Genomic DNA, 20640 nt, shown 5'->3' on the forward strand with positions numbered 1-20640 from the left:
GGCGTCGGTCAGCCGGCCGGCTCCTCCGTCTCGGCGACACGCTCACGCAGCCGATCGCGGATCTGTTCGGGCGTGTACGCGCGCCGACGTCGTTCCGCCCGCACGACCACGACGCCGGTCGCGGCGACTCCGACGAACGCGGCCAGGCCCACTACCTTCCACCAACGCATCGGCCTAGGGTAGTCGGGTGACCGGCGGCTCGCTGACCCTCGACGCTGCGGTGGAGTTGTCCCGTACCGGCGATTTGTGGTTGTTCCGCGGCCGGACGGTGCCGGACCGGGCGATCCAGTTGACCACCAACAGCCCGGTCAACCACGTCGGTATGGCGGTGGTGATCGAGGATCTCCCGCCGTTGATGTGGCATGCCGAACTGGGCCGGTCGCTGCCGGACATGTGGTCGGGCAACCACCACCGTGGCGTCCAGTTGCACGACCTGCGTGACGCGGTGACGGTGTGGGCCCGCCGATACGGCCAGCGCGCCTGGCTGCGGCAACTGGAGCCGCCAGCGGACACCGCGATGGAAGACGCGGTGCTGCGTACGATCGCCCGGCTCGACGGGACGCCCTTCCCGTCGACCGCCCAGCTGGGTTGGCGGTGGTTGCGCGGTCGGGTACCGACGCGCTTCGGCCGCCGTGCCGCCCGCCGGCCGGTGGAACGCGACCACCAGGAACTGGAGAGCGTGTACTGCGCCGAAGTGGTCGCGCTGACCTACGAGGCGATGGGACTGTTGCCGGCCGGGCGGCGGACCAACTGGTACGACCCGGGGCGGTTCTGGAGCGGTGACGCTCTGGCACTGCGAGCCGGGGCCCGGTTGGGCGCCGAGCTTGCCGTCGATGTCCCGGCCGCGACGGCGGACCAGGGGCGGGTCGCCGACCAGCAGGGATGACCGGCACCGGGGACGCCGGGGAGTTCGATGGCGGGCGGACCGCGCCGCAACGCCGCGATCCTGTCGGCGGCGACCGTTCGGCCCGCTGGGAACAGCGGCTCGCCGTACCGGTCGTGGTCGCCGCGTTGGCCTCGGTGCCGGCGGTGTTCCTGACCCTTGCCGGTGGGCTGCTCGCGGCGGTCGGTGAGGTGCTGCACTGGGCGAGCGGCGCGGTGCTGGTGGCCGAGACGCTGGTGCTGCTCGCGCTGTCCGCCGACAAGCTGGCCTGGCTGCGACGCAACCGTGGTCTGGTGGCGTTCACGATGGTCGTGGTCCCGGTGACGGTGCTGGTGGTAGGCCCGCTACAGGTGCTCCGGCTGCTACTCACGATCGGCACGCTGCGGCTGGTCCGCGCCCGCCGGATCGTCCGGGCCGCGATGGTGCTGCACGCCCGGTTCGGTCCGGGCGGACCGTGGTCGGGTGCGTTCGCGCTCGGCGCGGGCACCCTGGTCGCCGTGTTCGTCGCGATCACTCTGGTGGACCCGTCCTCGCGGTCCCGGGTGCTGGTGCGGCAGTGGTTCGGCTGGACCGGCAGCGGTCAGGTGGTCGCGGTCTGCCTGGCCGGCGTGATCGTGTTCGTGGCTACCTTCGTGGCGATGCGCGTCCGGCGCTCGGCCGGCGACGGCGACGGCGACGGCGACGAGCGTGGCGGCCCTGGTTCCGGACCGGCTGGCGACCCGGGGTAGTACCGGGTCAGCCCTCGGTCCCGCGGCGCTCAGCGGGCGGAGCCGTGCTCCGCGCCGGGGCCGTGTCCGGCGCCGCGGGCGCCGTACCAGTCGCCGTCGTGCAGGATCGTGGTGACCGCCCGGGTGGTCTGATCGGTCGGGTTGACGTAACGGTGCGGCAACATCGACGGAAAGTGCATGCTGTCGCCGGTCCGCAGGTGGTAACACTCGAATCCGATGTAGATGTCGAGCTCACCGGCGAGGATGAGGATCATCTCCTCGCCGGTGTGGCGGTACAGCGCCGAACTCGACTCGGCGCCGGGCCCGTAGACGAGTTCCAGGAACTCCACGTTGTTCAGTGGTCCCGGGGTCAGTCGCTCCCACCGGACGTCGCTTTCGATCTCGATCGTCGCGCGATCGGCACGTCGCACCACATAACGTGCCTCGTGCAGGTCCGTCGGCACGCTGACCGACGATGACGCCGGTTCGGCCGCGGCCTGATGTGCCACCGACCGTCCCACCGCACCGTTCGACACCGGCTCCACACCCGGGGTCATCTCCCGGAAGAAGGCGTCGACCGGCAGGTCCAGCGCCTCGGCGAAGGCGAACAGTGTGGAGACCGACGGCCGGGACTGCCCGCGCTCGATCTGGCTGACCAGGCTTGCCGACACGCCGGCCGAACGGGCCAGGTCGGACACGCGGACGCCGCGTTGGGCCCGGTAGGCGGCCAACCGCCGGCCGATGCCGTCGGCGGGATCCACGCGCGCGTCCCGGGTCCGCAGCCGGCCGGAGTGAGCAGCGAGGGCGGGGTCCGCGTCGGCCGTGTCTTGAGTAGCACTGATATCGACCATGTCCCCTTCACCATCACTACATATCCGTCGCCAACCGTGAGTGACGGTGGCTCCGAGGAGGAGTCTAACTCCTCCCGCCACCGGCGCCACACTCGGTCAGGGACCTGGGAAAACGGCCGAAACAAGGGGTTAACAAAGTCATTAAGCGCTGCTACTGTCTCTCACCAACCAGCCGGCAAAGCCGACAGTGACACTAAACGATGTGTTGTTGGTCACCCGGCGCCCGTGTCGCCTCCGAGGGGAGACCGTCCGATGAGAGAAGCCTTTGCTGGCCTCAGCAGCGACTGGAAGGAGGGCATCAACTGGTCCTCGGTGCGCTCATGGCGGTTGAACCGGGCCCGCGAGGCGATGCGCCGCCACGGACTCGGCGCCCTGCTGCTCATGTACGACGAGAACATGCGCTACGTCTCGTCCACCTACACGCCGGGCTGGAACCGGCTCAAGCCGGGACTGCGCTACGTCGTGCTCTGCGAAGGTCGCGAACCGATCGTCTACGAGCAGGGTGACATCGGCATCCATCTCAAGGCCCACAACCCCTGGATTCCGCCGCAGAACGTGCGGCACTCGTACGCCTGGATCAAGGGCGCCGTCGGGCCCGCCGCCGAGCAGCAGGTCACCAAGTTCGTCGACGCCCTGATCGGCGACCTCGACGAGGCCGGCGTGCGGGACCTGCCGCTCGGCGTCGATTTCATCGACATCAACATGATGCGGGCCTTCGAACGGGCCGGCGTCACCTGGACCGACGGCATGTCGCCGATGATGGAGGCCCGGGCGATCAAGAGCCCGGACGAGCAGAAGGCCTCCCGCATCGTCGGGGCGATCTGCGACAGCCTGCACTACGAGTTCACCCAGTTCCTCAAGCCCGGGCTGACCGAGAACGAGGTGGCCGCGTTCGGCTTCGAGTATCTGTACAGCATTCCCGGCATGGAGGACGTCGAGGACGTCATCGTCTCCTCCGGGCCCAACGCCTGGCCCAACTGGCGCAACTTCTCCGACCGGATCATCCGCCCCGGCGAACTGGTCATCATCGACCTCGCCGCGCTGACCTGGAACGGATTCAAGTCGTGCGTCTACCGCACGTACTGCGTCGGCGGCAAACCCACCGACGAGATGAAGCACTACTACGACACGGCGCACCGCTGGCTGTGGGACGCCATCGACGCGGTCAAACCCGGCGCCACCACGGCGGAGATCGCCGCCAAGTGGCCGTCGGCCAAGGAGGCCTGGGGCTACGAGGAGGAGGACCAGGCCGCCGCGAACCTGTGGGGCCACGGGCTCGGCCTGGCCCAGTACGACCGGCCGGTCATCTCCCGCATCTGGTCGCTGGACCACCCGGAGGTCATCCAACCCGGCATGGTCTTCGCGCTCGAGACCCAGCACGGCCGCAACCACGAGTTCGGCGTGCGCCTGGAGGAGATGCTCCTGGTCACCGAGTCCGGGCACGAACTGCTGTCGACGTACAAGTCCGATGAGATCATCGTCGTCGGCTGAGCGGGCGGTCCTGCCGATCGCGCTGGACGACCCCCGGGCCGCCGACCCGGCCGTCGCCGGCGCCAAGGCCGCGGCCCTGGCCAGGGCCCGCCGGGCCGGGTTGCCGGTGCTGCCCGGGGTGGTGCTGCCGGTCGCGGCAGCCGGCCCGGCGGTCGCCGCCGCCCGGCACGCGCTGGCCGAGCGGGGCGTCGGCGGGGCACGGCCGGCGGCCGGCGCGGTAGGTGTCCCGGCACCGCTACGCGCGGCCATGGCCGCCGCCGTCGACCGGCTGGGTGGGCGGGTCATCGCGCGCTCGTCGAGCCCGTTGGAGGCCGACCACCGCTGGTCCGGCGCGTTCTCCTCGATCTGCGAGGTACGCGCCGCCGACGTCGCGACCGCGGTCCGCAGTTGCTGGGCGGCGGCGTTCGCCCCCGACCCGCTCGAACGGGCCCGGCACAGCGGGTACGACCCCGCTGAACTGGCCCTGGCGGTGCTGCTGCAGCCCGAGATCGCCCCCGAGACGGGTGGGCTGATCCGCCTCGACGGGGACCGGGCCCAGGTCACCGCGGTCGCCGGGCATCCCGGGGCGCTGCTGTCCGGCTGGGTGACCGGCCAGACGTACCGGGTCGACGCGCGGACCGGCAGGCCGGAACCCGTGGCCGAGACCCGGCCCGTGCTCGGCGACGACGCCATCGCCGAGCTGGTCGAGCTCGCCCGACGTACCCACCGCCACACCGGCGGCGACCTCCTCGAATGGGCGTTGGCCGCAGGCCGGTTGCACCTGCTGCAGGTCGGCCGGCAAGAGCGCGGCGCGACGGCCCCCGGGCCGCCTGCGAGCGGACGGCCCGGCACCGGACTGCCCGCACTGCCCGGTGCCGGGCGACGGGTGACCGGCACCGTGTCGGTCGCCGGCGACGCCGTCGGTCCGCTGCGCTACGTGCAACCGCACCAGCCGTACCAGCACACCACCACCGGCGGCATCCTGGTCTGCGACCGGCCGGTGCCCGCGCTCGCACCGTTGCTGTTCGGCGCGCGCGGCCTGGTCAGCATCGCCGGACCGGTCGACTGCCACCTGGTCGAGGTCGCCCGCGCCCTCGGCGTACCGACTCTTCTGCACACCCCGGTGGAACGGATCACCGGCGGGCTCGACCGGATCAACACCGTCGACTGGCTCGCCGCCATCGACGGTGCCCGGAGCGAGCTGGTCGTCCTGCCCGCACCGGCCGGACGGCCGTCCCAGCACGACCTACCTTCCGCAGTTCGCACCTTCACCTCAGCGCTGGAGCCGACACGGCGATAGCGACCTGGGGAACAGATCGGAGTCGACGATGTCCACACCAATTCCGCGGCGGCCGCAGCGGCCCCGCCCGTTGAGCCGACGAGATCTTCTGCGCATGACCGTTTTCGGCACCGGCCTGCTGGCCGCCACGCCCAGCCTCAGCGCCTGCTTCCTGGGCGACGGGGACAGCGGTGGTGGCGACAGCGATCCGATCCGGTTCGCCTTCGCTCCCGACCCGGTCTGGGACTACCTGCTGCAGACCGGCGCCATGACCGAGTGGGAGCAGTCCGAAGGGCTACGTATCGAGACCTCATCCACCTGGGACGAGTTCGCGTTCTTCGCCGGCGGGCACGGCGACATCGTCTCCACCGCCACCTACGAACTGCCGCTGCTGGAGCAGCAGACCGGGATCAAGACGGTCACCTTCGGCAAGTACAACCTGCTGCGGATCACCCCGATCACCCGGGCGGACGCGCCGTACCAGACACTGGCCGACATCCCGAAGGGCTCCCGGATAGCGGTGCCCAGCTCGGTGGCCTCCACCCTGGTCTGGGGCATGTTCGCCCGCGAGCTGCACGACCTTGACTTCCGGGTCGGCGGCGGCGACTTCGACCTGATCGTCGAGGACCACTTCGTGATGGCCGAGCACGTCGACCGCGGCGAGGTGGAAGCGGCGCTGGTCATCCCGGAAGCGGCGATCAGCCTGCTGCGCCAGGACCGGCTCAGGGTGATGTACGGCAACCAGCTGCCGTACGAGATCTACGGCGGGATCTGCAGCTGCCAGCACCAGGGCGTGATGGGCAATCTGTTCACCGCCACCGAACAGTGGTACGACAGCCACGAGGACCAGGCACGGGCCTTCCTGGCGCTGTGGGAACGGGGCATCGACCTCTGGCGGGAGAACCAGGCCGAGATCATCCGCAGTTTCCCGCAGCACTTCTCCGTCGAGGCGGAGGAGGACATCGAGGCGATGCAGGAGTATCTGGCCGCGCACGACTGGTTCGCCGAGTCCGTCTACCTCGACCAGGGGTGGATCGACGTGGAGACCGGCATCTACGACCAGATGAAGTCCACCGGGTTCATGGAGTCCGACGCCCCGGTGCCGCGCTTCGAAGCGCTACAGCCGAGCTGATCCCCTCACCCCGCCGACCGCACCTGATCGGCCCCGCCAGCCCTGATCTCGCCCGACCTTCCCGCGGAGACATCACATGCAGACCGAAACGCTCGACGCGCGGCCCACCGGGCCGCCGGACGGGCCCGACCGGAAGCGGGCGGCGATGCGCCGGGCCGAGCGGCACAGCCGCTGGGCCTGGCGCGTCGCCGGATACCTGTTCTTCCTCGGGCTCTGGCAGTTCACCTCGACGTTCCTGGTGGCCGACTTCATCCTCCCGCCGCCGCTGGAGATCCTGACGCGGATGGTCGAGATCGTCACCTCCGGCCAGGTCTTCATCCACTTCGGCGCCACGTTGCAGACCATCGCGGTCGGCTTCCTGATCGCCTGTGTGCTGGGCACCGCGCTCGGCCTGCTGATGGGTCGCAGCCCCTGGTGGGACTCGTTCTTCCGGGACTGGGTGATGGCCACCCTGTCCACCCCGGGTCTGGTCTTCGCCCTGGTCACCGCGATGATCTTCGGCCTGGGGCAGACCGGTCCGGTCGTCGCGGTGGTGATCACCTCGATCTCGTACGTGACGGTCAACGTCGTCGAGGGGGTCCGCGCGGTCCCCCGCGACCTGGTGGAGATGTCCCGGTCTTTCGGGCGCAGCCAGACGCAGCTCATCCGGCACGTCTACCTGCCGTTCCTCGCCCCGTACTTCTTCACCGCGACCCGGTACGGCTTCTCCATCGCCTGGAAGATCGCCACCCTGACGGAGATCATCGTCGGTACCGCCGGCATCGGGTTCATGATGCGCCAGCAGTTCCAACTCTTCTCGATGGCCGGGTTCCTCGCCTGGGTGTTGTTGTTCTTCGCGTTCGCGCTGTTTCTCGAACGGGTGGTGCTGCAACGCCAGATGCGCCGGGTCCTGCGCTGGCGACCGGAGGTGGCCCAATGACCACGACCACCACCGCCGGACGCCTGTCGGTGCTGGCCGGGCCACGCCGGCAGGCCAACCGGGCCGCCCGGCACCCGCGCAGCGCCCGGGTGCTGTCCTGGGTGGCGTTCATCGCCGCCTGGCAGCTGGTCGCGCCGTTCTTGCCGACCACGCTGGTGCCGGCGCCCGCCGAGGTCGCCGTGTTCATGTGGAACGAGCTACGGATGGACACGGTCGCCCCGCACACCGTGTACGAGTCCTTCGCGCTGAGCTTCCAGCGGCTGGGCGTCGGCCTGTTCATCGCGTTCCTCGTCGGCGTACCGATCGGGCTGCTGATGGGGTTGTTCAAGCGGGCCGAGCACTTCCTGCACGACTTCGTCGTGGTCGGCCTGGCCATGCCGTCGCTGGTGTGGGCGCTGATCGCCGGCATGTGGTTCGGCTTCGGCGACACCGCCCCGGTGGTCACCGTGGTGCTGGCCGCGGTCACCTTCGTCGTGATCAACATCGCCGAGGGAGTCCGTGGCGTACCCAAGGATCTGCTGGACATGAGCGGCGCGTACGGGGTCGGCCGACTGCGCACGATCCGGCACGTGATCTTCCCGGCGCTGATGCCGTTCTTCTTCGCCGCGCTGCGCTACGGCTTGGCCAACGCCTGGAAGGGCCTGGTTCTCGCCGAGGTGTGGGCGTCCACCGAGGGCGCCGGCTGGGTGATCAAGTTCTTCTACGACGCGCACCGGGCACAGGGCATCGTCGGCTACGCCCTGTTCTTCATCCTGGTCGCCGTGTTCATCGAGCGGGTCGTGTTCGGCCGGCTGTCCAACTACGTCTTCCGGTGGCGCCCCGCCATCGGCGCCGCCCCGCCCGAGCCGGCCGGTGCCGGCGCGACGACCGACCGCACCGCAGAGAAAGCAGGGAGAGGCTGACATGGCAACGATCCGGGTGCACGAGTTGCGCAAGGAGTTCGTCACCGACACCAGCAGTGTGGTCGCGATCGAGAACATCTCGTTCGAGGTCACCGGACACGAGTTCGTCAGTGTCGTCGGCCCGTCCGGCTGCGGCAAGTCCACCCTGCTGAACATTCTCTCCGGAATCGAGCCGGTCACCAGCGGGCAGGTCGAGATCACCGAAGGCGAACGCCGGGCCCGGATGGGGTACGTGTTCCAGGCGGCCCGACTGCTGCCCTGGCGTACGGTGCTGGACAATCTCATGTTCGTCCAGCCGACCGGTGGGCCGCAGGCCCGGCAGCGGTGCGAACGCTACCTCGACATGGTGCAGCTCAAACACACCGCGAAGCAGTACCCCGGGCAGCTTTCCGGCGGCATGCAGCAGCGGGTCGGCATCGCCCGGGCGTTCTCCATCGAACCGGACATGCTGCTGATGGACGAGCCGTTCAGCCATCTCGACGCGATCACCGCCCGGTCGCTGCGCCGCGAGTTGCACGCGATGTGGATGGAGACCAAGAAGACGGTCCTGTTCGTCACCCACGACGTCAGTGAGGCGGTGGAGCTGTCCACCCGGATCGTGATGCTCGCCAAGGGTGGCCGGCTCGTCGCGGACATCCCGGTCGAGCTGCCGTTTCCCCGGGATCCGTCCTCCGACGACGTGGCACTGGCCCGCGCCGACCTGCTGCGCCGCTTCGAGTCCCTCGACCTGCTCGCCACCTGAGCGCTGTGCACGGCGCGAGAGCCGAATGCGCGAGAGCCGAAAGAAGGAACACGTGCTACGGGTAGACATACACAGTCATTTCGCCCCGGCCGACATCATCGCCGGGGCCCGGGCCGGCCGCGGGTTCGACGGCCTGCGCATCGAGCGGGACGCGGCCGGCCGGGAGCGGGTCCGCCACCGGCAGGGCTTCTGGTGGGCGGTGGATCCGACCTTCTACGACATCGAGGCCCGCCTCGCCGCCATGGACGAGCACGGCTGGGACCTGGCCGTGCTCTCGCTCACCCCGACCCTGCTGATGTACTGGCTGGCCGACGCGAGCGAGGCGGCCGGGTTCTGCCGGATGGCCAACGACACGCTCGCCGCCGCTGCCGCCGACTCCGGCGGCCGGGCGGTGGCGGTGGCCACCCTGCCGATGCAGGATCCGGCCGCCGCCGTCACCGAACTGCGCCGGGCCGTGCGGGAGCTGGGCATGAAGGGCGCCCAGATCGGTCCCCGGGTGGAGGACCTGGGGTTGGATCACCGCAGCCTCCGCCCGGTGCTGGCGGAGGCCGCCACGCTCGGCGTACCGCTGATTCTGCATCCGTACAACGCCGGTATCCGCACCGGCCTGACCGACTACTACCTCACCAACCTGGTCGGCAATCCGCTGGAGTCGACCGTCGGCGCGGCCCGGCTGATCTTCGGTGGGGTGCTCGACGAGTTGCCGGAACTGAAGTTGGTGCTGATGCACGGCGGGGGCTACCTGCCGTACCAGATCGGACGGTTCGACCACGGCCACCGGGTGCGCACCGAGACCAAGGGCTGCCAGGCCGCGCCGTCGACGTACCTGCGCCGCTTCTGGTACGACACCATCACCCACGCACCGAGCCCGCTGCAGTTTCTGATCGGACAGGTCGGCGCGGACCGGGTGGTCTACGGCACCGACTTCCCGTTCGACATGGGCGGTGGTCCGGTGGCCGCTCAGCTGGCCGGTGTCGCCCTGGCCGAGGCGGACCGGACGCGTATCGCCGGCGGCAACGCGGTCGAGCTGTTCGGGCTGGACGTGCCGGCGGGGCTGGGTGTGCGGTGATGGCCGGGTTCCGAGTGGTCGTCACCGACCAGGTGTTTCCCGACGTCGAGGTGGAGCGGGCGCTGATCGAGCAGGCCGGCGGCACCCTTGAGGTGGCCAGCGGGGATCGGACGGACGTGCTGGCCCTGGCCCGGGACGCCGACGCGCTGCTCAACACGTACTTTCCGCTGTCGGCCGCGGACCTGGCCGGGTTGTCGCGATGCCGGATCATCGCCCGGTACGGCATCGGGGTGGACAACATCGACCTGGTGGCGGCCCGAATGCGGGGGATCGCGGTGACCAACGTGCCGGACTACTGCGTCGAGGAGGTGGCGCTGCACACGGTGGCACTGCTGCTCGCCACCGTGCGGCGGGTGCCGGCCGGGGACGCGCTGGTACGGGCCGGTGGCTGGGGGGTGGGCGGGCTCGGCGAGATACACCGGCTGTCCACCCGCACCGTCGGCCTGCTCGGCTACGGCCGGATCGCCCGCCTGGTGGCCGACGTCCTGCGGCCGCTGGTCCGCCAGGTGCTGGTGCACGATCCGTACCTGGCCGGTGCCGGGCCGGACCGGTCGGTGGAACTCGCCGAACTGTACGCCGAGTCGGACATCGTCTCGGTGCACTGCCCGCTGACCGACAAGACCAGGGGCATGATCGACGCCGCCGCGCTGGCCGCGATGCGCCCCGACGTGACCGTGGTGAACACCTCGCGGGGCCCGATCGTGGTGCTGGCCGACCTGCTCGACGCGCTGCGATCCGGGCAGGTCGGCGCGGCGGCCCTGGATGTGTTCGACGCTGAACCGCCACCGGCGGCGGCCCTCGACAAAGTTCCGAATCTGCTGGTCACCCCGCACTCGGCGTTCTACTCCCTGGAGGCGATCGGCGAGTCGCAGCGCAAGGCGACCGGCCAGGTGCTGGCCGCGTTGCGTGGCGAGCCGCTTGCCTACCAGGTCACCTGAGACATCCGGAGGAACAGTGTCCAACGCATCGACACCAGCCGACACATCGACACCAGCTGGTCTGCGACGCCCGATCGGGGTCGCGGTAATCGGCTGCGGCACGGTCGGCCGGATCCGGGCCGGCATCGCCCGTGACTATCCCGCGGTGGGCTGGCTCGGCCTGTGCGACCGGGACGAGCCGCTCGGACGCAAACTGGCCGGCGACACCCGGGCCGATCTGTTCACCACCGACGCCGCCGCGCTGATCGCCCGGCCCGAGGTCGACGCGGTGATCGTGGCGACCGACGAGAACCAGCACGAGATCCCGACGACGCTGGCCGCCCGGGCCGGCAAGGCGTTGTTCATCGAGAAGCCGTTGGCCACCACCGCGGTCGGGTCGCAGCGGATCCTCACCGAGATCACCTCGGCCGGGGTGGACGCCGTGGTGGGCTACACCCAGCGGTTCCGCCGCCGGTTCCTGGCCACCAAGGCCCGGCTGGAGTCGGGCACCATCGGCGCGGTCACCACGGTGGTGACCCGGGCCTTCATGAACCAGATGGTGCCGCTGGCGACGCTGCGGCGCACCGCCGAACGGGCGACCCTCACCCCGATCGTCGTCTCCGGCACGCACAGCGTCGACATGTGCATGTGGCTGATGGCCGGTAAGGAACCGGTGAGCGTGTACGCCCGGTCGGTGGACCGGTCGCTGGGTCGGCACGGCACCAAGGACGCGACGCTGGCGATCGTCACCATGGCCGACGGCACCATCTGGAGCATGAACATCAGCTGGGCGCTGCCGACGGTGTGGCCGGGATCGGTGTACGGGCTGGAGATCGGCATCGTCGGCACCCACGGTGTGATCGACATCGAGGACACCCACCGGGACCTGGTGCTGGCCTCGGATTTCCCGCAGCCGGCCGGCTACCAGCCGGAGGGCTTCGCCGCCGGCGCCGCGCGACACGTGGACTTCCTCACCAGCTATCCACCTGGTGACCTGTGGAACGGCCAACTGTGGGGGCCGATGCGCGAGGAGACCGTCTCCTGGCTGACCCGGCTGATCAACGGTGGCCGTACCCCGCACGCGACCGTCGCCGACGGCCACCGCAACCTGCTGCTGACCATGGCGATGGACCTGTCCGCCGCCCGGCGCACCGAGATCGACCTGCCGGCCGACCCGGCCGAACTGGACACCCTGCTCGGGACGAGCGGGAAGGAGCGAGCATGACCACGATCGACGTAGGAGTGATCGGCACCGGCTGGTGCGGCGGGATCCGGGCCGCGGTGTGCGCGGCGAGCCCACTGGTGGAGTCGCTGCACGTCGCGGAGATCCGCCCGGACCGGTTGGCCGAGGTCGCGGCGCGGACCGGCGCCGTGACGGCGACGGCCGACTACCGGGAGTTCCTCGACAAGGTGGACGCGGTGTTGATCTCCGCGACTCCGGAGACCACGCACTACCCGATGGCCCGTGACTGCCTGGCCGCCGGCAAGCACGTGCTGCTGGAGAAGCCGCTGGCGCTGACCCTGGACGAGGCGGACGAGCTGATCGACCTGGCCGACTCACGGGGCCTGAAGTTCGCCGTCGGCTATTCGCAGCGGTTCAACCCCAAGCAGGCGTACGTCAAGCAGTGCCTGGTCGACGGCACCCTGGGCACGCCGGTCAGCGCGCTGGTGAGCCGGCACATCACCCGCAACCTGGGCAGGAAGATCGGTGGCCGGATCAAGCTGTCGCCGGCGGCGATGGAGGCCACCCACGACATCGACTTCGTGATGTGGTGCCTGGCACCGGCCCGGCCGGTGAGCGTGTACGCCCAGTCGGTACGCCGGGTGATGGCACCCGATCACGACGTGCCCGACTGCTCCTGGATCACCATCACCTTCGACAACGGCGTGGTCGTGGTGATCGGGGCGGGCTGGATCCTGCCGCCCGGCTACCCCAACTTCTCCACCACGACCATCGAGTTCGTCGGCTCCGACGCGGCGCTGCTGATCGACGACAGCCACCGCGACATCGTGCTGAACCGCATGTCCGGCGGCGTGGTGTTCCCGCTGTCCACCATGCCGGGCGAACAGGTCGGGCACGTCTACGCCGGCCCGATGGCCACCGAGACGACGCATTTCCTGACGGCGGTGACGGGCGACGGGCCAGTGCTGGTGCCGGCCCGGGAGGCGCGCGAGGTGATGCGGGTCTATCTGGCCGCCGATCTGTCGGCGGAGTCCGGCCAGCCGGTCGCGCTGGACCCGTACTGGCGGCCGCCGGTGCTCTCGGCCGCCGGTACGGGTTGAGGCCCGCCCCGGCAGCTCGCGGACCTGGTCCCGGTCAGCCGGGCAGGATGGCCGACGGGTCCAGGTCCCTGGCGGACGCGACGCAGTCGTGGCGCATGGTGCCGATTCCGTCGATCCGGGTCTCCAGCACGTCGCCCGGTGACAGGTAGCGGGCCGGGGTACGGCCGAAGCCGACGCCGGGCGGGGTGCCGGTGAAGATCAGGTCACCCGGGTACAGCGGGCAGACCGCGGACAGGTAGCTGATCAGCACCGGCACCGGGAACACCATGTCCCGGCTGCGGCCGTGCTGCACCACCTCGCCGTTGATCAGACAGGTCAGTTCGAGGTCGTCACGGTCGGCCAGCTCGTCCGGGGTCACCAGGTACGGACCGATCGGTCCGTAGCCGGGGAACGACTTTGCCAGGCTGAACTGCGGCGGCGCCCCGCGCATCTGCAACGTCCGGTCGGACAGGTCCTGGCCGACGGTCAGCCCGGCCACGTGGTCCCAGGCCTCGTCCACCGGTACGGCCACGGCGGTGCGGCCGATCACGGCGACCAGTTCGACCTCCCAGTCGACCGTGTCGCCGGAGAGCGTGATCGGCCCGGTCGGGCCGGCCAGGCAGGACGCGAACTTGGTGAAGATCATCGGCTGAGCGGGTTGGCTGAACCCGGACTCGGCGCTGTGATCGACGTAGTTGAGACCGACCGCGAAGATCTGCCGGGGGCGCGGCACGACCGGGCCCAGCCCCTTCTCGTCGAGACCGACGGTCACCGCGGCGGACAGGTCGGTGCCGGCCGAACCGGCACGGTGCAGGCCGGTGCTCTGCATCCAGGCGCACAGCTCGGCCCAGTCCTCGTACCCGGACTGCGGGTCGGGACCGAATCGGCCGTCGCTGGCGACGGCCACGTCGACCACACCGGCAGACGTGACGATGACCAACCGGCCGTGCAGGTTCCCCAGACGCATCGCTGCCCTCCCTATCGTGCCGGTTGATCGAGCCGGCGGCTGACCGAGACCGTATCCCAACTTTTTCGATCCTGGCAAGAATTTTCGAAAATCATCGTGATCATCAGGTCGGCACCGCTCACGCGGCGGCTACCATACCGGCATGGCGAAGGAGAAGCCGTCCGGTGCGCGTACCCTGACCGAGGATCTCCACCACCGGATTCGGGCCGACATCCTCGCCGGCAGGTTGGTGCCCGGCCGCCGGCTACGCCTGACCGAGCTGCAGCAGCAGTACGGTGCCAGCCTCGGCGTGGTCCGGGAGGCTCTGATCCGTCTCGCCGGCCAGGGCTTCGTCGACGCGCAGCCGCAGGTCGGCTTCTCGGTGACCGCGCTCAGCCGCGACGACCTGTCGGATCTCACCGAGGCGCGGGTCGCGATCGAAACTCTGGTGCTCGATCAGTCCATCACTCATGGCGACACCCGCTGGGAGGCGGATCTGGTCGCGGCCCACCATCTACTGGACCGCACACCCGAGCGCGACGCCACCGACCCCGGCATGGTCAGCGAACAATGGGCGACCACGCACCTGGCGTTTCACCGGGCGCTGCTCGACGGCTGCCCGAACCGCCGGCTGCGCGAGACCGCAGCCGCGCTGCGGTTGGCCGCCGAACTGTACCGGACGTGGTCACAGACGACGGCCACCGGCCAGACCCGCGACATCCGCGGTGAACACGCCGGGCTGCTCGCCGCCGCGCTCGACCGCGACCACGCACGAGGACGGCGGCTGCTGGCGGCGCACATCCGGTGCACCACCGAGATCCTGCTCGGACTCGGGCTGGCCGGCGACCCCGGTACCGGCAGCGGCGCACCCGTCGGAGGACAATGATCGGGTGAAACCCTGGATCCAGTTGTCCAGCGCGGATCTGGCCGCGCAACTACCGGCCGGCGAGGATCAGGAGGTGCACTTTCCGGAAGCGCTGGTCGAGACGGTACTCGCCGACTACACCACGCCGGGTCAGACGGTGCTCGACCCGTTCGCCGGATTCGGCACCACCCTCGTCACCGCGCAACGGATGGGCCGGCGCGCCATCGGCGTGGAACTGCTCCCGGACCGGGTGGCACTCATCCGCCACCGGTTGTCCGGGCACGACGACGTCGAGGTGATCAACGGTGACGCCCGGAAGCTGAGCACTCTGGTGCACGGTCCGGTCGATCTCTGCCTCACCTCGCCGCCCTACATGGACGCCGTCGACCACCCCGAGAACCCGCTCAACGCCTACGAGACCCTCGACGGCGACTACGCCACCTACCTCGACGAGCTCGGCGCGGTGTTCGAACAGGTCGCGCAGTTGCTACGGCCCGGCGGGCACGCCGTCGTGAACGTCGCGAACATGCGCGTCGACGATCGGGTGACCACTCTGGCCTGGGACGTGGGCCGGGTGGTCTCGGCACACCTCGTCCTGCGGCAGGAGTCGTTCCTCTGCTGGGACCGGCAGCCGGAGTGGCTGACCGGCGACTACTGCCTGGTGTTCCAGCGCGACGCCGCTGATACCTGCGGATGAGCCCCACCGGGCAGGTCTTCCACCGCAGCGCCAACGGTGTGTGGCTGATCGTCCGCCCGCCCGGTGGTTCCGGACGGCTCCGGACGACGGGACAGTCGTACGGCGCTGATCGCGTGATGGTCCACGGCGGCGACCGTGAGACTCCATCCGTCGATGTCGAACGTTTCCCCGGCCGACGTCGGAATGTGCCCCAGGTGGGTCAGCACCAGCCCGGCGACCGTGGTGTAGTCGCCAGCCGGGCGGCCCGGCAACTCGACCCCGATATCGGTCAGATCGTGCATCGGAAAGGTGCCCGGCACCAGGAGTGCGCCGTCGGGCTCGGTACGCACCGCCTGAACGTCCCGGTCGGTCTCGTCGTAGATCTCCCCGACGATCTCCTCCAGGACGTCCTCCAGGGTGACGATGCCGTCGACCGCGCCCCGCTCGTCCACCACCAGCGCGATGTGCTGGCGTTCCGCCTTGAACTGCCGCAGCGCGTCCACCACCGGCAGCGACTCGGGCAGCAGCATCGCGGGCCGGGCCGCCGTGTCGATCGGCCGGTCGTCCGGCATGCCCACCAGGTCACGCAGATGCACGACACCGACCGTGTCGTCGAGCATCCCGTTGCGGACCACCGGGGCCCGGGAATGACCGGAGGCGGCCAGCACGATCCGGGCGGCCTCGGCCGAGGTCCCGCTGTCCAGGGCGAAGACTTCCAGCCTGGGCACCAGCACGGCCCGCAGCCGTCGGTCGGCGATCTCCAACGCGCCCGAGATGATGGTCTGCTGCTCGGTGGTGAACGCCCGGTGCCCGCTGACGATGTCCCGCAGCTCGTCCGGGCTGATCTCGTCGCGGGCCGCCGTCGGGTCGCCACCGGTGAGCCGCACCACCAGATCGCTGGTCGCGCCGAGGGCCCAGACCGCCGGCCGGGCCAGGCTGGCCATCACGTCGAGTGGCCGGGCCACCGCCAGCGCCCATTGTTCGGCCCGTTGCATGGCGATCCGCTTGGGCGCGAGCTCACCGAAGACCAGCGTCACGAACGTGAGCAGCAGGGTGATCCCGACGATCGCCACCGGTTCGGCGGCCCGGCCGAGCCCGTCCAGCAGCGGCACGAGTGGCCGGGCCAGGGACACCGCGGCGGTGGCCGAGGCGAGGAACCCGGCGAGGGTGATCCCGATCTGGATCGTGGCGAGGAACCGGTTGGGGTCTCTGGCCAGTTTGGCCAGCACCCGCCCGGTGCGGCGGGATCGCTCCAGGCGGTGCAGTTGGCTCTCCCGCAGCGACACCAGGGCGATCTCACTGCCGGCGAAGACCGCGTTCAGGACCACCAGGATCCCGACGAGCGCCAACTGCGTCCCGTACCCCTGCACGTCTCACCTTCCGTCATCGCCCGGCGGGTCCACGCCCGCCCCGGGCGTGCACGCCTGCAATGCCCAGCCGGACCGGCCGCGAATCATGCCGGCCGGCACCACCGCGATCTTTCCGTACCGAGGACCCCTAGCATTCTCTCAGGCAGACTTCGTAGTGTCCGACCGTATGAGTTGGAAGCAGCACCTCGCCGTACGCATCGCCCGCTCCACCGGAGTCCACATCACCCGCCGCGGTGGCCGACCCGCGCTGATCCGCCGGCCGCACCGGTTGCTGCGCCAGCCGGTGTTTCTGCTCTCCTCGGTACGCTCCGGATCCACCCTGTTGCGGATGATGCTGAACAGCCATCCGGCGCTGTACGCCCCGCACGAGTTGCACCTGAGCAAACTGCAGGTGCGCTTCGGCGATCACTACATCACCGACAGCATGGCCGAGTTGGGCTGGGACGCCAACGAGGTCACCCACCTGCTGTGGGACCGGGTGCTCGACGCCGCCCTGCAGCGCAGCGGCAAGCAGGTGCTGGTCGAGAAGACGCCGCACAACGTCTTCATGTGGTCGCGGATCGCGCGGGTCTGGCCGGACGCCCGGTTCCTGTTCCTGCTGCGTCATCCGGCCGCGATCCTCGACTCGTGGAGCCGGGCCCGGCCGCAGCAGAGCCCGCAGGAGGCGGTCGAAAGCGTCGGGCGATACCTCACCCGGCTCGCCGAGGCGCAACAGGTGCTGTCCGGGCACACGGTGCGGTACGAGGATCTGGTGGCCGATCCGGCGGCGCAGACCCGGCGCATCTGTGCCTTCCTCGGACTTGAGTGGGAGCCGGCGATGATCGAGTACGGCCGGTTCGACCACGGCAGAATCAAGGCCGGGCTGGGCGACTGGACGGGTCGGATCCGCTCCGGCAACGTACAACCGGCCCGGGATCTGCCGGCCGATGTCTCGCTGCCGGATCCGCTGTACGAGCTGGCCCGCGGCTGGGACTATCCGGCCCGGCCGGCCGACTGACCGGCGTCCGACTCACCGGTACCCGGCCGGCCGGCGTCCGAGGCTGCGCTGTTCGGCCCAGCGGTGTTCGGCAGCGCCCGGCCGAGATGGATGGCCGCGGTGGCCTTGCGGAAGGCGTCCACGGCGCCGACCGGATCGCCGGCCTCGGCCAGCATCTCACCCAGCTCCGCCCAGGCCCGGGACGCCTGCCGGGAGGCGTTGAGCCGGCTCAGGGTCTGCGCGGCCTCAGCGAACGTCTCGCGGGACTCGTCCGGTTCGTCGGCCGCGGCCAGCGCGGCGGCGAGCGCCATCTGGGCCCGCGCCCGCTCCAGGTGCGCCTGCCCGCCGAGTTCGTCCAGCGACCGGCGGGCACTGCGCACCGCGCCGGCCACGTCGCCCTCGAGCAGCAGGGTGCGGGACAACTCGGTGAGCACGTAACCACGGTCGATCCCGCCGCCGATCTCGGTCAGTTCGTGCAGTGCCCGTTCGAAGGCCGAGCGGGCCTCGCCAAGGCGCGGTGGGGCGTGGCTGAGCAGGATGCAGCCGTACGCGGTGAGCAGCCGCGCCGCGCTGCGCCGGTCCCGATCGGACCGGAAGAACGCCAGCGCCTCTTCGGCGAGCTCCAGTGCCTCGCGGTAACTGCCCTGTTCGCAGGCGATCTGGCTGGCGTTCCACAAAACGGCGGCGCGGGCACGGGGGGAGCCGATCCGGTCCGCACGCTCCATCCCCTCCCGCAGCAGCCGTTCGGCCTGCCGCAGATCGCCCAGCTCCGCGTGGGCAGCGGCGACGGTGGCCAGCAGCCGGATGGCGTCTTCGGATTCCCAGGCACCGATCCGGTCGACCCGCTCCAGGGTGCCCATGCCGACCTCGACGACGCGGGTCAGCTCGCCCAGCTCGTACAGGCAGCGGATCCAGCTGATCACCATGCCGAGCGAGGCCACGAAGGCCGGGCCGTCGGCGTTGTCGCGCAGCAACGACTCGTACTGCTGGGCGGCTTCCGCCAGGCGGCCCTGCTCGGCCAGGGCCCGTGCGAGGCCGAGTTCGGCTTCGGTGCGGGTCAACGGATCCGGCGGTGCGGCGGCCAGGACGGTGCTGAACTGCCGCTCCGCCTCGCCGGGATCACCGGCCTCGATAGCGAGCCGCCCGTAGCTGAGCGTCAGTGTCGCCGGACGGGTCGCGACGGCCTCGACCTCACCGGTCAACTCGGCCACCGAGCAACCCAACGCCTCGGCGAGGTCGCGCAGCACCTCGGGCTTTGGTGACCGCCGACCGGCCTCGAGCAACGATATGTAGCTGACCGACAGACTGCCCCTGGCCAGCTCACGCTGGGTCATGTTGCGCGCGACACGCAGCGCCCGCAGCCGGCGGGGGAAGTCACGGTGAACTTGTTGACTCACGTCCGACCCCCTTATTTACTGCAGGCACGGTTATATCACCAGCAAGGGGATCCGATGAAGCTTCTTCGCGCGGGCACGGTGACCGCGCTCATCGCAGCAATCGTTCTCACCGGCGCGGGCCGCGCTCCCACGACGGGCTCGGACCTCGCGCACAGCCTGCAGGGGTGGCCGAGCTGCTGCGGAGAGCGTCACTAGTTGCAGTCAACTCGTTGACTGCTCACTGGTCAAATGCGTAACCTCCGGAACATCAGATCCACCTCCGGAGGAACATCGTGTCCGAGCCCCCCGTCGTCGTCGGTGATCCGCGACTGTCCCGGCAGGAGAGCGCGGTGCTGCTCGCCTACGTCTCCGGCCTCACCATGGCGGCCGTCGCCCGGCGGACCGGCATCGGTCTCGGCACCGCCAAGCAGTACCTGGACCGGGTCAAGCGCAAGTACGCGGCGGTCGGCCGGCCGGCCCGCACCAAGCTGGAGCTGGCCCGGCGCGCCGTCGAGGACGGCCTGCTGCCCTGGGCCGAACGGCCGCACCAGCCGGATCCGCTGACGCGACAACCGGTCCGCCGGTGACGCCCTCCCGCGCTCTGATGACGCAGCGCTAGCTCCTATCCAGCGGGACGATCAGTTGGGGGGACAGGTGGACGTCGGCGCGGTCCGCTCCGGCGGTACGGGCTGACCGTCGGATCGCCGTCGAGCCAGAACCGCCACGGTGTGTCGGAGCCGAGTGCCACCCCGACCCTGGGTCCGGCCCGGTGCGCCGCCGGTGGCACCGGCGCCACCGGCGGCGACAACGACGCCGGGCCGGTGCCGTCGAGCAGCGACGAACCGTTCGCGCCACCGTCGAGGCCGAGGGCGACCAGCAACCGGGCCGGGCCGCGCGCCAGGTCCCGGTCCGGGGCCGCCACTCCCCGGCGGACACGGGCGGACCGGTGGCCGGTGATCACCTCACCGGCGCGCAACAACACCGCCGCCGCCTGCCCGGACGGACCGGTCGTCACGTTGCCGCACCAGTGCATGCCGTAGGTGAAGTAGACGTAGAGCCGCCCCGGCGGGCCGAACATCACGGCGTTGCGCGGCGTACGGCCCCGGTGGGCGTGCGAGGCCGGATCGGCACCGACCCCGCCGTACGCTTCGACCTCGGTCAGCCGGACCGCGATGTCGCCGGCGGTGATCACGCAGCCGAGCAGGGCGCGGGCCGCCGGCACCACCGGACCGGCCAGTACGGTGGCGAGATCGATCAACGGCTGGGTCATCCCCGCAGCATGCCCGACGGACCCGGAG

At 70.5% G+C, this 20640-nt stretch carries 22 protein-coding genes; 16 read left to right on the plus strand and 6 right to left on the minus strand.

The window, feature by feature from the left end:
• Positions 1-8 precede the first annotated feature (8 nt).
• Positions 9-170, minus strand: a complete 162-nt coding sequence (locus tag ACN27F_RS03910) for a hypothetical protein (protein ID WP_421431231.1) — start codon at positions 168-170, stop codon at positions 9-11.
• A gap of 17 nt (positions 171-187) precedes the next feature.
• Here ACN27F_RS03910 and ACN27F_RS03915 point away from each other — a divergent pair, with 17 nt between their 5' ends.
• Entirely contained in the window at positions 188-886 is a 699-nt protein-coding gene (locus tag ACN27F_RS03915; RefSeq protein ID WP_421431232.1) for a hypothetical protein, read from the plus strand.
• On the plus strand, positions 883-1611 hold the full coding sequence (locus ACN27F_RS03920; RefSeq protein ID WP_421431233.1) for a hypothetical protein: 729 nt from the start codon (positions 883-885) through the stop codon (positions 1609-1611). Before ACN27F_RS03915 ends, ACN27F_RS03920 begins: the two co-directional genes overlap by 4 nt.
• Before the next feature lie 29 nt (positions 1612-1640).
• On the opposite strand, the gene ACN27F_RS03925 is transcribed toward ACN27F_RS03920, so the two are convergent.
• A complete protein-coding gene (locus ACN27F_RS03925; protein ID WP_421431234.1) occupies positions 1641-2441 on the minus strand; it encodes a helix-turn-helix domain-containing protein in 801 nt (266 codons plus the stop codon).
• 252 nt (positions 2442-2693) lie between these two features.
• On the opposite strand from ACN27F_RS03925, the gene ACN27F_RS03930 reads away from it, so the two are divergent.
• The 10 genes from ACN27F_RS03930 to ACN27F_RS03975 all read left to right on the plus strand — a co-directional run bounded on the left by ACN27F_RS03930 (position 2694) and on the right by ACN27F_RS03975 (position 13154).
• Positions 2694-3932, plus strand: a complete 1239-nt coding sequence (locus tag ACN27F_RS03930; RefSeq protein WP_421431235.1) for a M24 family metallopeptidase — start codon at positions 2694-2696, stop codon at positions 3930-3932.
• Entirely contained in the window at positions 3910-5211 is a 1302-nt protein-coding gene (locus tag ACN27F_RS03935) for a PEP/pyruvate-binding domain-containing protein (protein WP_421431236.1), read from the plus strand. Before ACN27F_RS03930 ends, ACN27F_RS03935 begins: the two co-directional genes overlap by 23 nt.
• A 94-nt stretch (positions 5212-5305) precedes the next feature.
• Positions 5306-6322, plus strand: coding sequence for an ABC transporter substrate-binding protein (locus tag ACN27F_RS03940; protein ID WP_421431237.1), 1017 nt, complete (start codon positions 5306-5308; stop codon positions 6320-6322).
• Between the two features lie 76 nt (positions 6323-6398).
• On the plus strand, positions 6399-7241 hold the full coding sequence (locus ACN27F_RS03945) for an ABC transporter permease (RefSeq protein ID WP_421431238.1): 843 nt from the start codon (positions 6399-6401) through the stop codon (positions 7239-7241).
• The gene (locus ACN27F_RS03950) at positions 7238-8143 is read left to right on the plus strand and encodes an ABC transporter permease (protein ID WP_421431239.1); all 906 of its coding nucleotides are present in this window, start codon (positions 7238-7240) and stop codon (positions 8141-8143) included. Before ACN27F_RS03945 ends, ACN27F_RS03950 begins: the two co-directional genes overlap by 4 nt.
• A gap of 1 nt (position 8144) precedes the next feature.
• Positions 8145-8885: an ABC transporter ATP-binding protein gene (locus ACN27F_RS03955; RefSeq protein WP_421431240.1), complete on the plus strand. Its 741-nt coding sequence runs from the start codon at positions 8145-8147 to the stop codon at positions 8883-8885.
• A 25-nt stretch (positions 8886-8910) separates the two neighbouring features.
• A complete protein-coding gene (locus ACN27F_RS03960) occupies positions 8911-9954 on the plus strand; it encodes an amidohydrolase family protein (RefSeq protein WP_421431241.1) in 1044 nt (347 codons plus the stop codon).
• Positions 9954-10892, plus strand: coding sequence for a C-terminal binding protein (locus ACN27F_RS03965; protein ID WP_421431242.1), 939 nt, complete (start codon positions 9954-9956; stop codon positions 10890-10892). Before ACN27F_RS03960 ends, ACN27F_RS03965 begins: the two co-directional genes overlap by 1 nt.
• Before the next feature lie 16 nt (positions 10893-10908).
• The gene (locus tag ACN27F_RS03970) at positions 10909-12096 is read left to right on the plus strand and encodes a Gfo/Idh/MocA family protein (protein ID WP_421431243.1); all 1188 of its coding nucleotides are present in this window, start codon (positions 10909-10911) and stop codon (positions 12094-12096) included.
• Entirely contained in the window at positions 12093-13154 is a 1062-nt protein-coding gene (locus tag ACN27F_RS03975; protein ID WP_421431244.1) for a Gfo/Idh/MocA family protein, read from the plus strand. The genes ACN27F_RS03970 and ACN27F_RS03975 overlap by 4 nt, the downstream gene beginning before the upstream one ends.
• A 34-nt stretch (positions 13155-13188) precedes the next feature.
• Here ACN27F_RS03975 and ACN27F_RS03980 read toward each other — a convergent pair whose 3' ends face one another.
• Positions 13189-14100 (minus strand): fumarylacetoacetate hydrolase family protein, encoded by a 912-nt coding sequence (locus ACN27F_RS03980; RefSeq protein ID WP_421431245.1) that lies wholly within the window; start codon positions 14098-14100, stop codon positions 13189-13191.
• A 142-nt stretch (positions 14101-14242) separates the two neighbouring features.
• Between ACN27F_RS03980 and ACN27F_RS03985 the strand changes: the two genes are divergently transcribed.
• Complete coding sequence (locus tag ACN27F_RS03985; RefSeq protein ID WP_421431246.1) at positions 14243-14965, plus strand: GntR family transcriptional regulator; 723 nt, start codon at positions 14243-14245, stop codon at positions 14963-14965.
• 4 nt (positions 14966-14969) lie between these two features.
• Positions 14970-15641, plus strand: coding sequence for a TRM11 family SAM-dependent methyltransferase (locus ACN27F_RS03990; protein ID WP_421431247.1), 672 nt, complete (start codon positions 14970-14972; stop codon positions 15639-15641).
• Here the strand turns inward: ACN27F_RS03990 and ACN27F_RS03995 are convergent.
• Positions 15596-16990: a hemolysin family protein gene (locus ACN27F_RS03995; RefSeq protein ID WP_421431248.1), complete on the minus strand. Its 1395-nt coding sequence runs from the start codon at positions 16988-16990 to the stop codon at positions 15596-15598. The genes ACN27F_RS03990 and ACN27F_RS03995 overlap by 46 nt on opposite strands.
• A gap of 166 nt (positions 16991-17156) precedes the next feature.
• Between ACN27F_RS03995 and ACN27F_RS04000 the strand changes: the two genes are divergently transcribed.
• The gene (locus tag ACN27F_RS04000) at positions 17157-17987 is read left to right on the plus strand and encodes a sulfotransferase family protein (RefSeq protein WP_421431249.1); all 831 of its coding nucleotides are present in this window, start codon (positions 17157-17159) and stop codon (positions 17985-17987) included.
• On the opposite strand, the gene ACN27F_RS04005 is transcribed toward ACN27F_RS04000, so the two are convergent.
• Positions 17963-19363, minus strand: coding sequence for a helix-turn-helix domain-containing protein (locus ACN27F_RS04005; RefSeq protein ID WP_421431250.1), 1401 nt, complete (start codon positions 19361-19363; stop codon positions 17963-17965). The genes ACN27F_RS04000 and ACN27F_RS04005 overlap by 25 nt on opposite strands.
• Positions 19364-19635: 272 nt before the next feature.
• Between ACN27F_RS04005 and ACN27F_RS04010 the strand changes: the two genes are divergently transcribed.
• The gene (locus ACN27F_RS04010; RefSeq protein WP_421431251.1) at positions 19636-19929 is read left to right on the plus strand and encodes a sigma factor-like helix-turn-helix DNA-binding protein; all 294 of its coding nucleotides are present in this window, start codon (positions 19636-19638) and stop codon (positions 19927-19929) included.
• Between the two features lie 35 nt (positions 19930-19964).
• On the opposite strand, the gene ACN27F_RS04015 is transcribed toward ACN27F_RS04010, so the two are convergent.
• Complete coding sequence (locus tag ACN27F_RS04015) at positions 19965-20612, minus strand: DNA-3-methyladenine glycosylase (protein ID WP_421431252.1); 648 nt, start codon at positions 20610-20612, stop codon at positions 19965-19967.
• Positions 20613-20640: the final 28 nt, after the last annotated feature.

Source organism: Solwaraspora sp. WMMB335, assembly GCF_049179075.1.
Taxonomy (GTDB): Bacteria; Actinomycetota; Actinomycetes; order Mycobacteriales; family Micromonosporaceae; genus Micromonospora_E.

Excerpts from the sequence above, each read along its gene's own strand:
- ACN27F_RS03910 (WP_421431231.1), bottom strand. The coding sequence starts at position 170 with ATGCGTTGGTGGAAGGTAGTGGGCCTGGCCGCGTTCGTCGGAGTCGCC.
- ACN27F_RS03920 (WP_421431233.1), top strand. The coding sequence starts at position 883 with ATGACCGGCACCGGGGACGCCGGGGAGTTCGATGGCGGGCGGACCGCG.
- ACN27F_RS03925 (WP_421431234.1), bottom strand. The coding sequence starts at position 2,441 with ATGGTCGATATCAGTGCTACTCAAGACACGGCCGACGCGGACCCCGCC.
- ACN27F_RS03930 (WP_421431235.1), top strand. The coding sequence starts at position 2,694 with ATGAGAGAAGCCTTTGCTGGCCTCAGCAGCGACTGGAAGGAGGGCATC.
- ACN27F_RS03935 (WP_421431236.1), top strand. The coding sequence starts at position 3,910 with ATGAGATCATCGTCGTCGGCTGAGCGGGCGGTCCTGCCGATCGCGCTG.
- ACN27F_RS03940 (WP_421431237.1), top strand. The coding sequence starts at position 5,306 with ATGACCGTTTTCGGCACCGGCCTGCTGGCCGCCACGCCCAGCCTCAGC.
- ACN27F_RS03945 (WP_421431238.1), top strand. The coding sequence starts at position 6,399 with ATGCAGACCGAAACGCTCGACGCGCGGCCCACCGGGCCGCCGGACGGG.
- ACN27F_RS03950 (WP_421431239.1), top strand. The coding sequence starts at position 7,238 with ATGACCACGACCACCACCGCCGGACGCCTGTCGGTGCTGGCCGGGCCA.
- ACN27F_RS03955 (WP_421431240.1), top strand. The coding sequence starts at position 8,145 with ATGGCAACGATCCGGGTGCACGAGTTGCGCAAGGAGTTCGTCACCGAC.
- ACN27F_RS03960 (WP_421431241.1), top strand. The coding sequence starts at position 8,911 with ATGCGCGAGAGCCGAAAGAAGGAACACGTGCTACGGGTAGACATACAC.
- ACN27F_RS03965 (WP_421431242.1), top strand. The coding sequence starts at position 9,954 with ATGGCCGGGTTCCGAGTGGTCGTCACCGACCAGGTGTTTCCCGACGTC.
- ACN27F_RS03975 (WP_421431244.1), top strand. The coding sequence starts at position 12,093 with ATGACCACGATCGACGTAGGAGTGATCGGCACCGGCTGGTGCGGCGGG.
- ACN27F_RS03980 (WP_421431245.1), bottom strand. The coding sequence starts at position 14,100 with ATGCGTCTGGGGAACCTGCACGGCCGGTTGGTCATCGTCACGTCTGCC.
- ACN27F_RS03985 (WP_421431246.1), top strand. The coding sequence starts at position 14,243 with ATGGCGAAGGAGAAGCCGTCCGGTGCGCGTACCCTGACCGAGGATCTC.
- ACN27F_RS04000 (WP_421431249.1), top strand. The coding sequence starts at position 17,157 with ATGAGTTGGAAGCAGCACCTCGCCGTACGCATCGCCCGCTCCACCGGA.
- ACN27F_RS04015 (WP_421431252.1), bottom strand. The coding sequence starts at position 20,612 with ATGACCCAGCCGTTGATCGATCTCGCCACCGTACTGGCCGGTCCGGTG.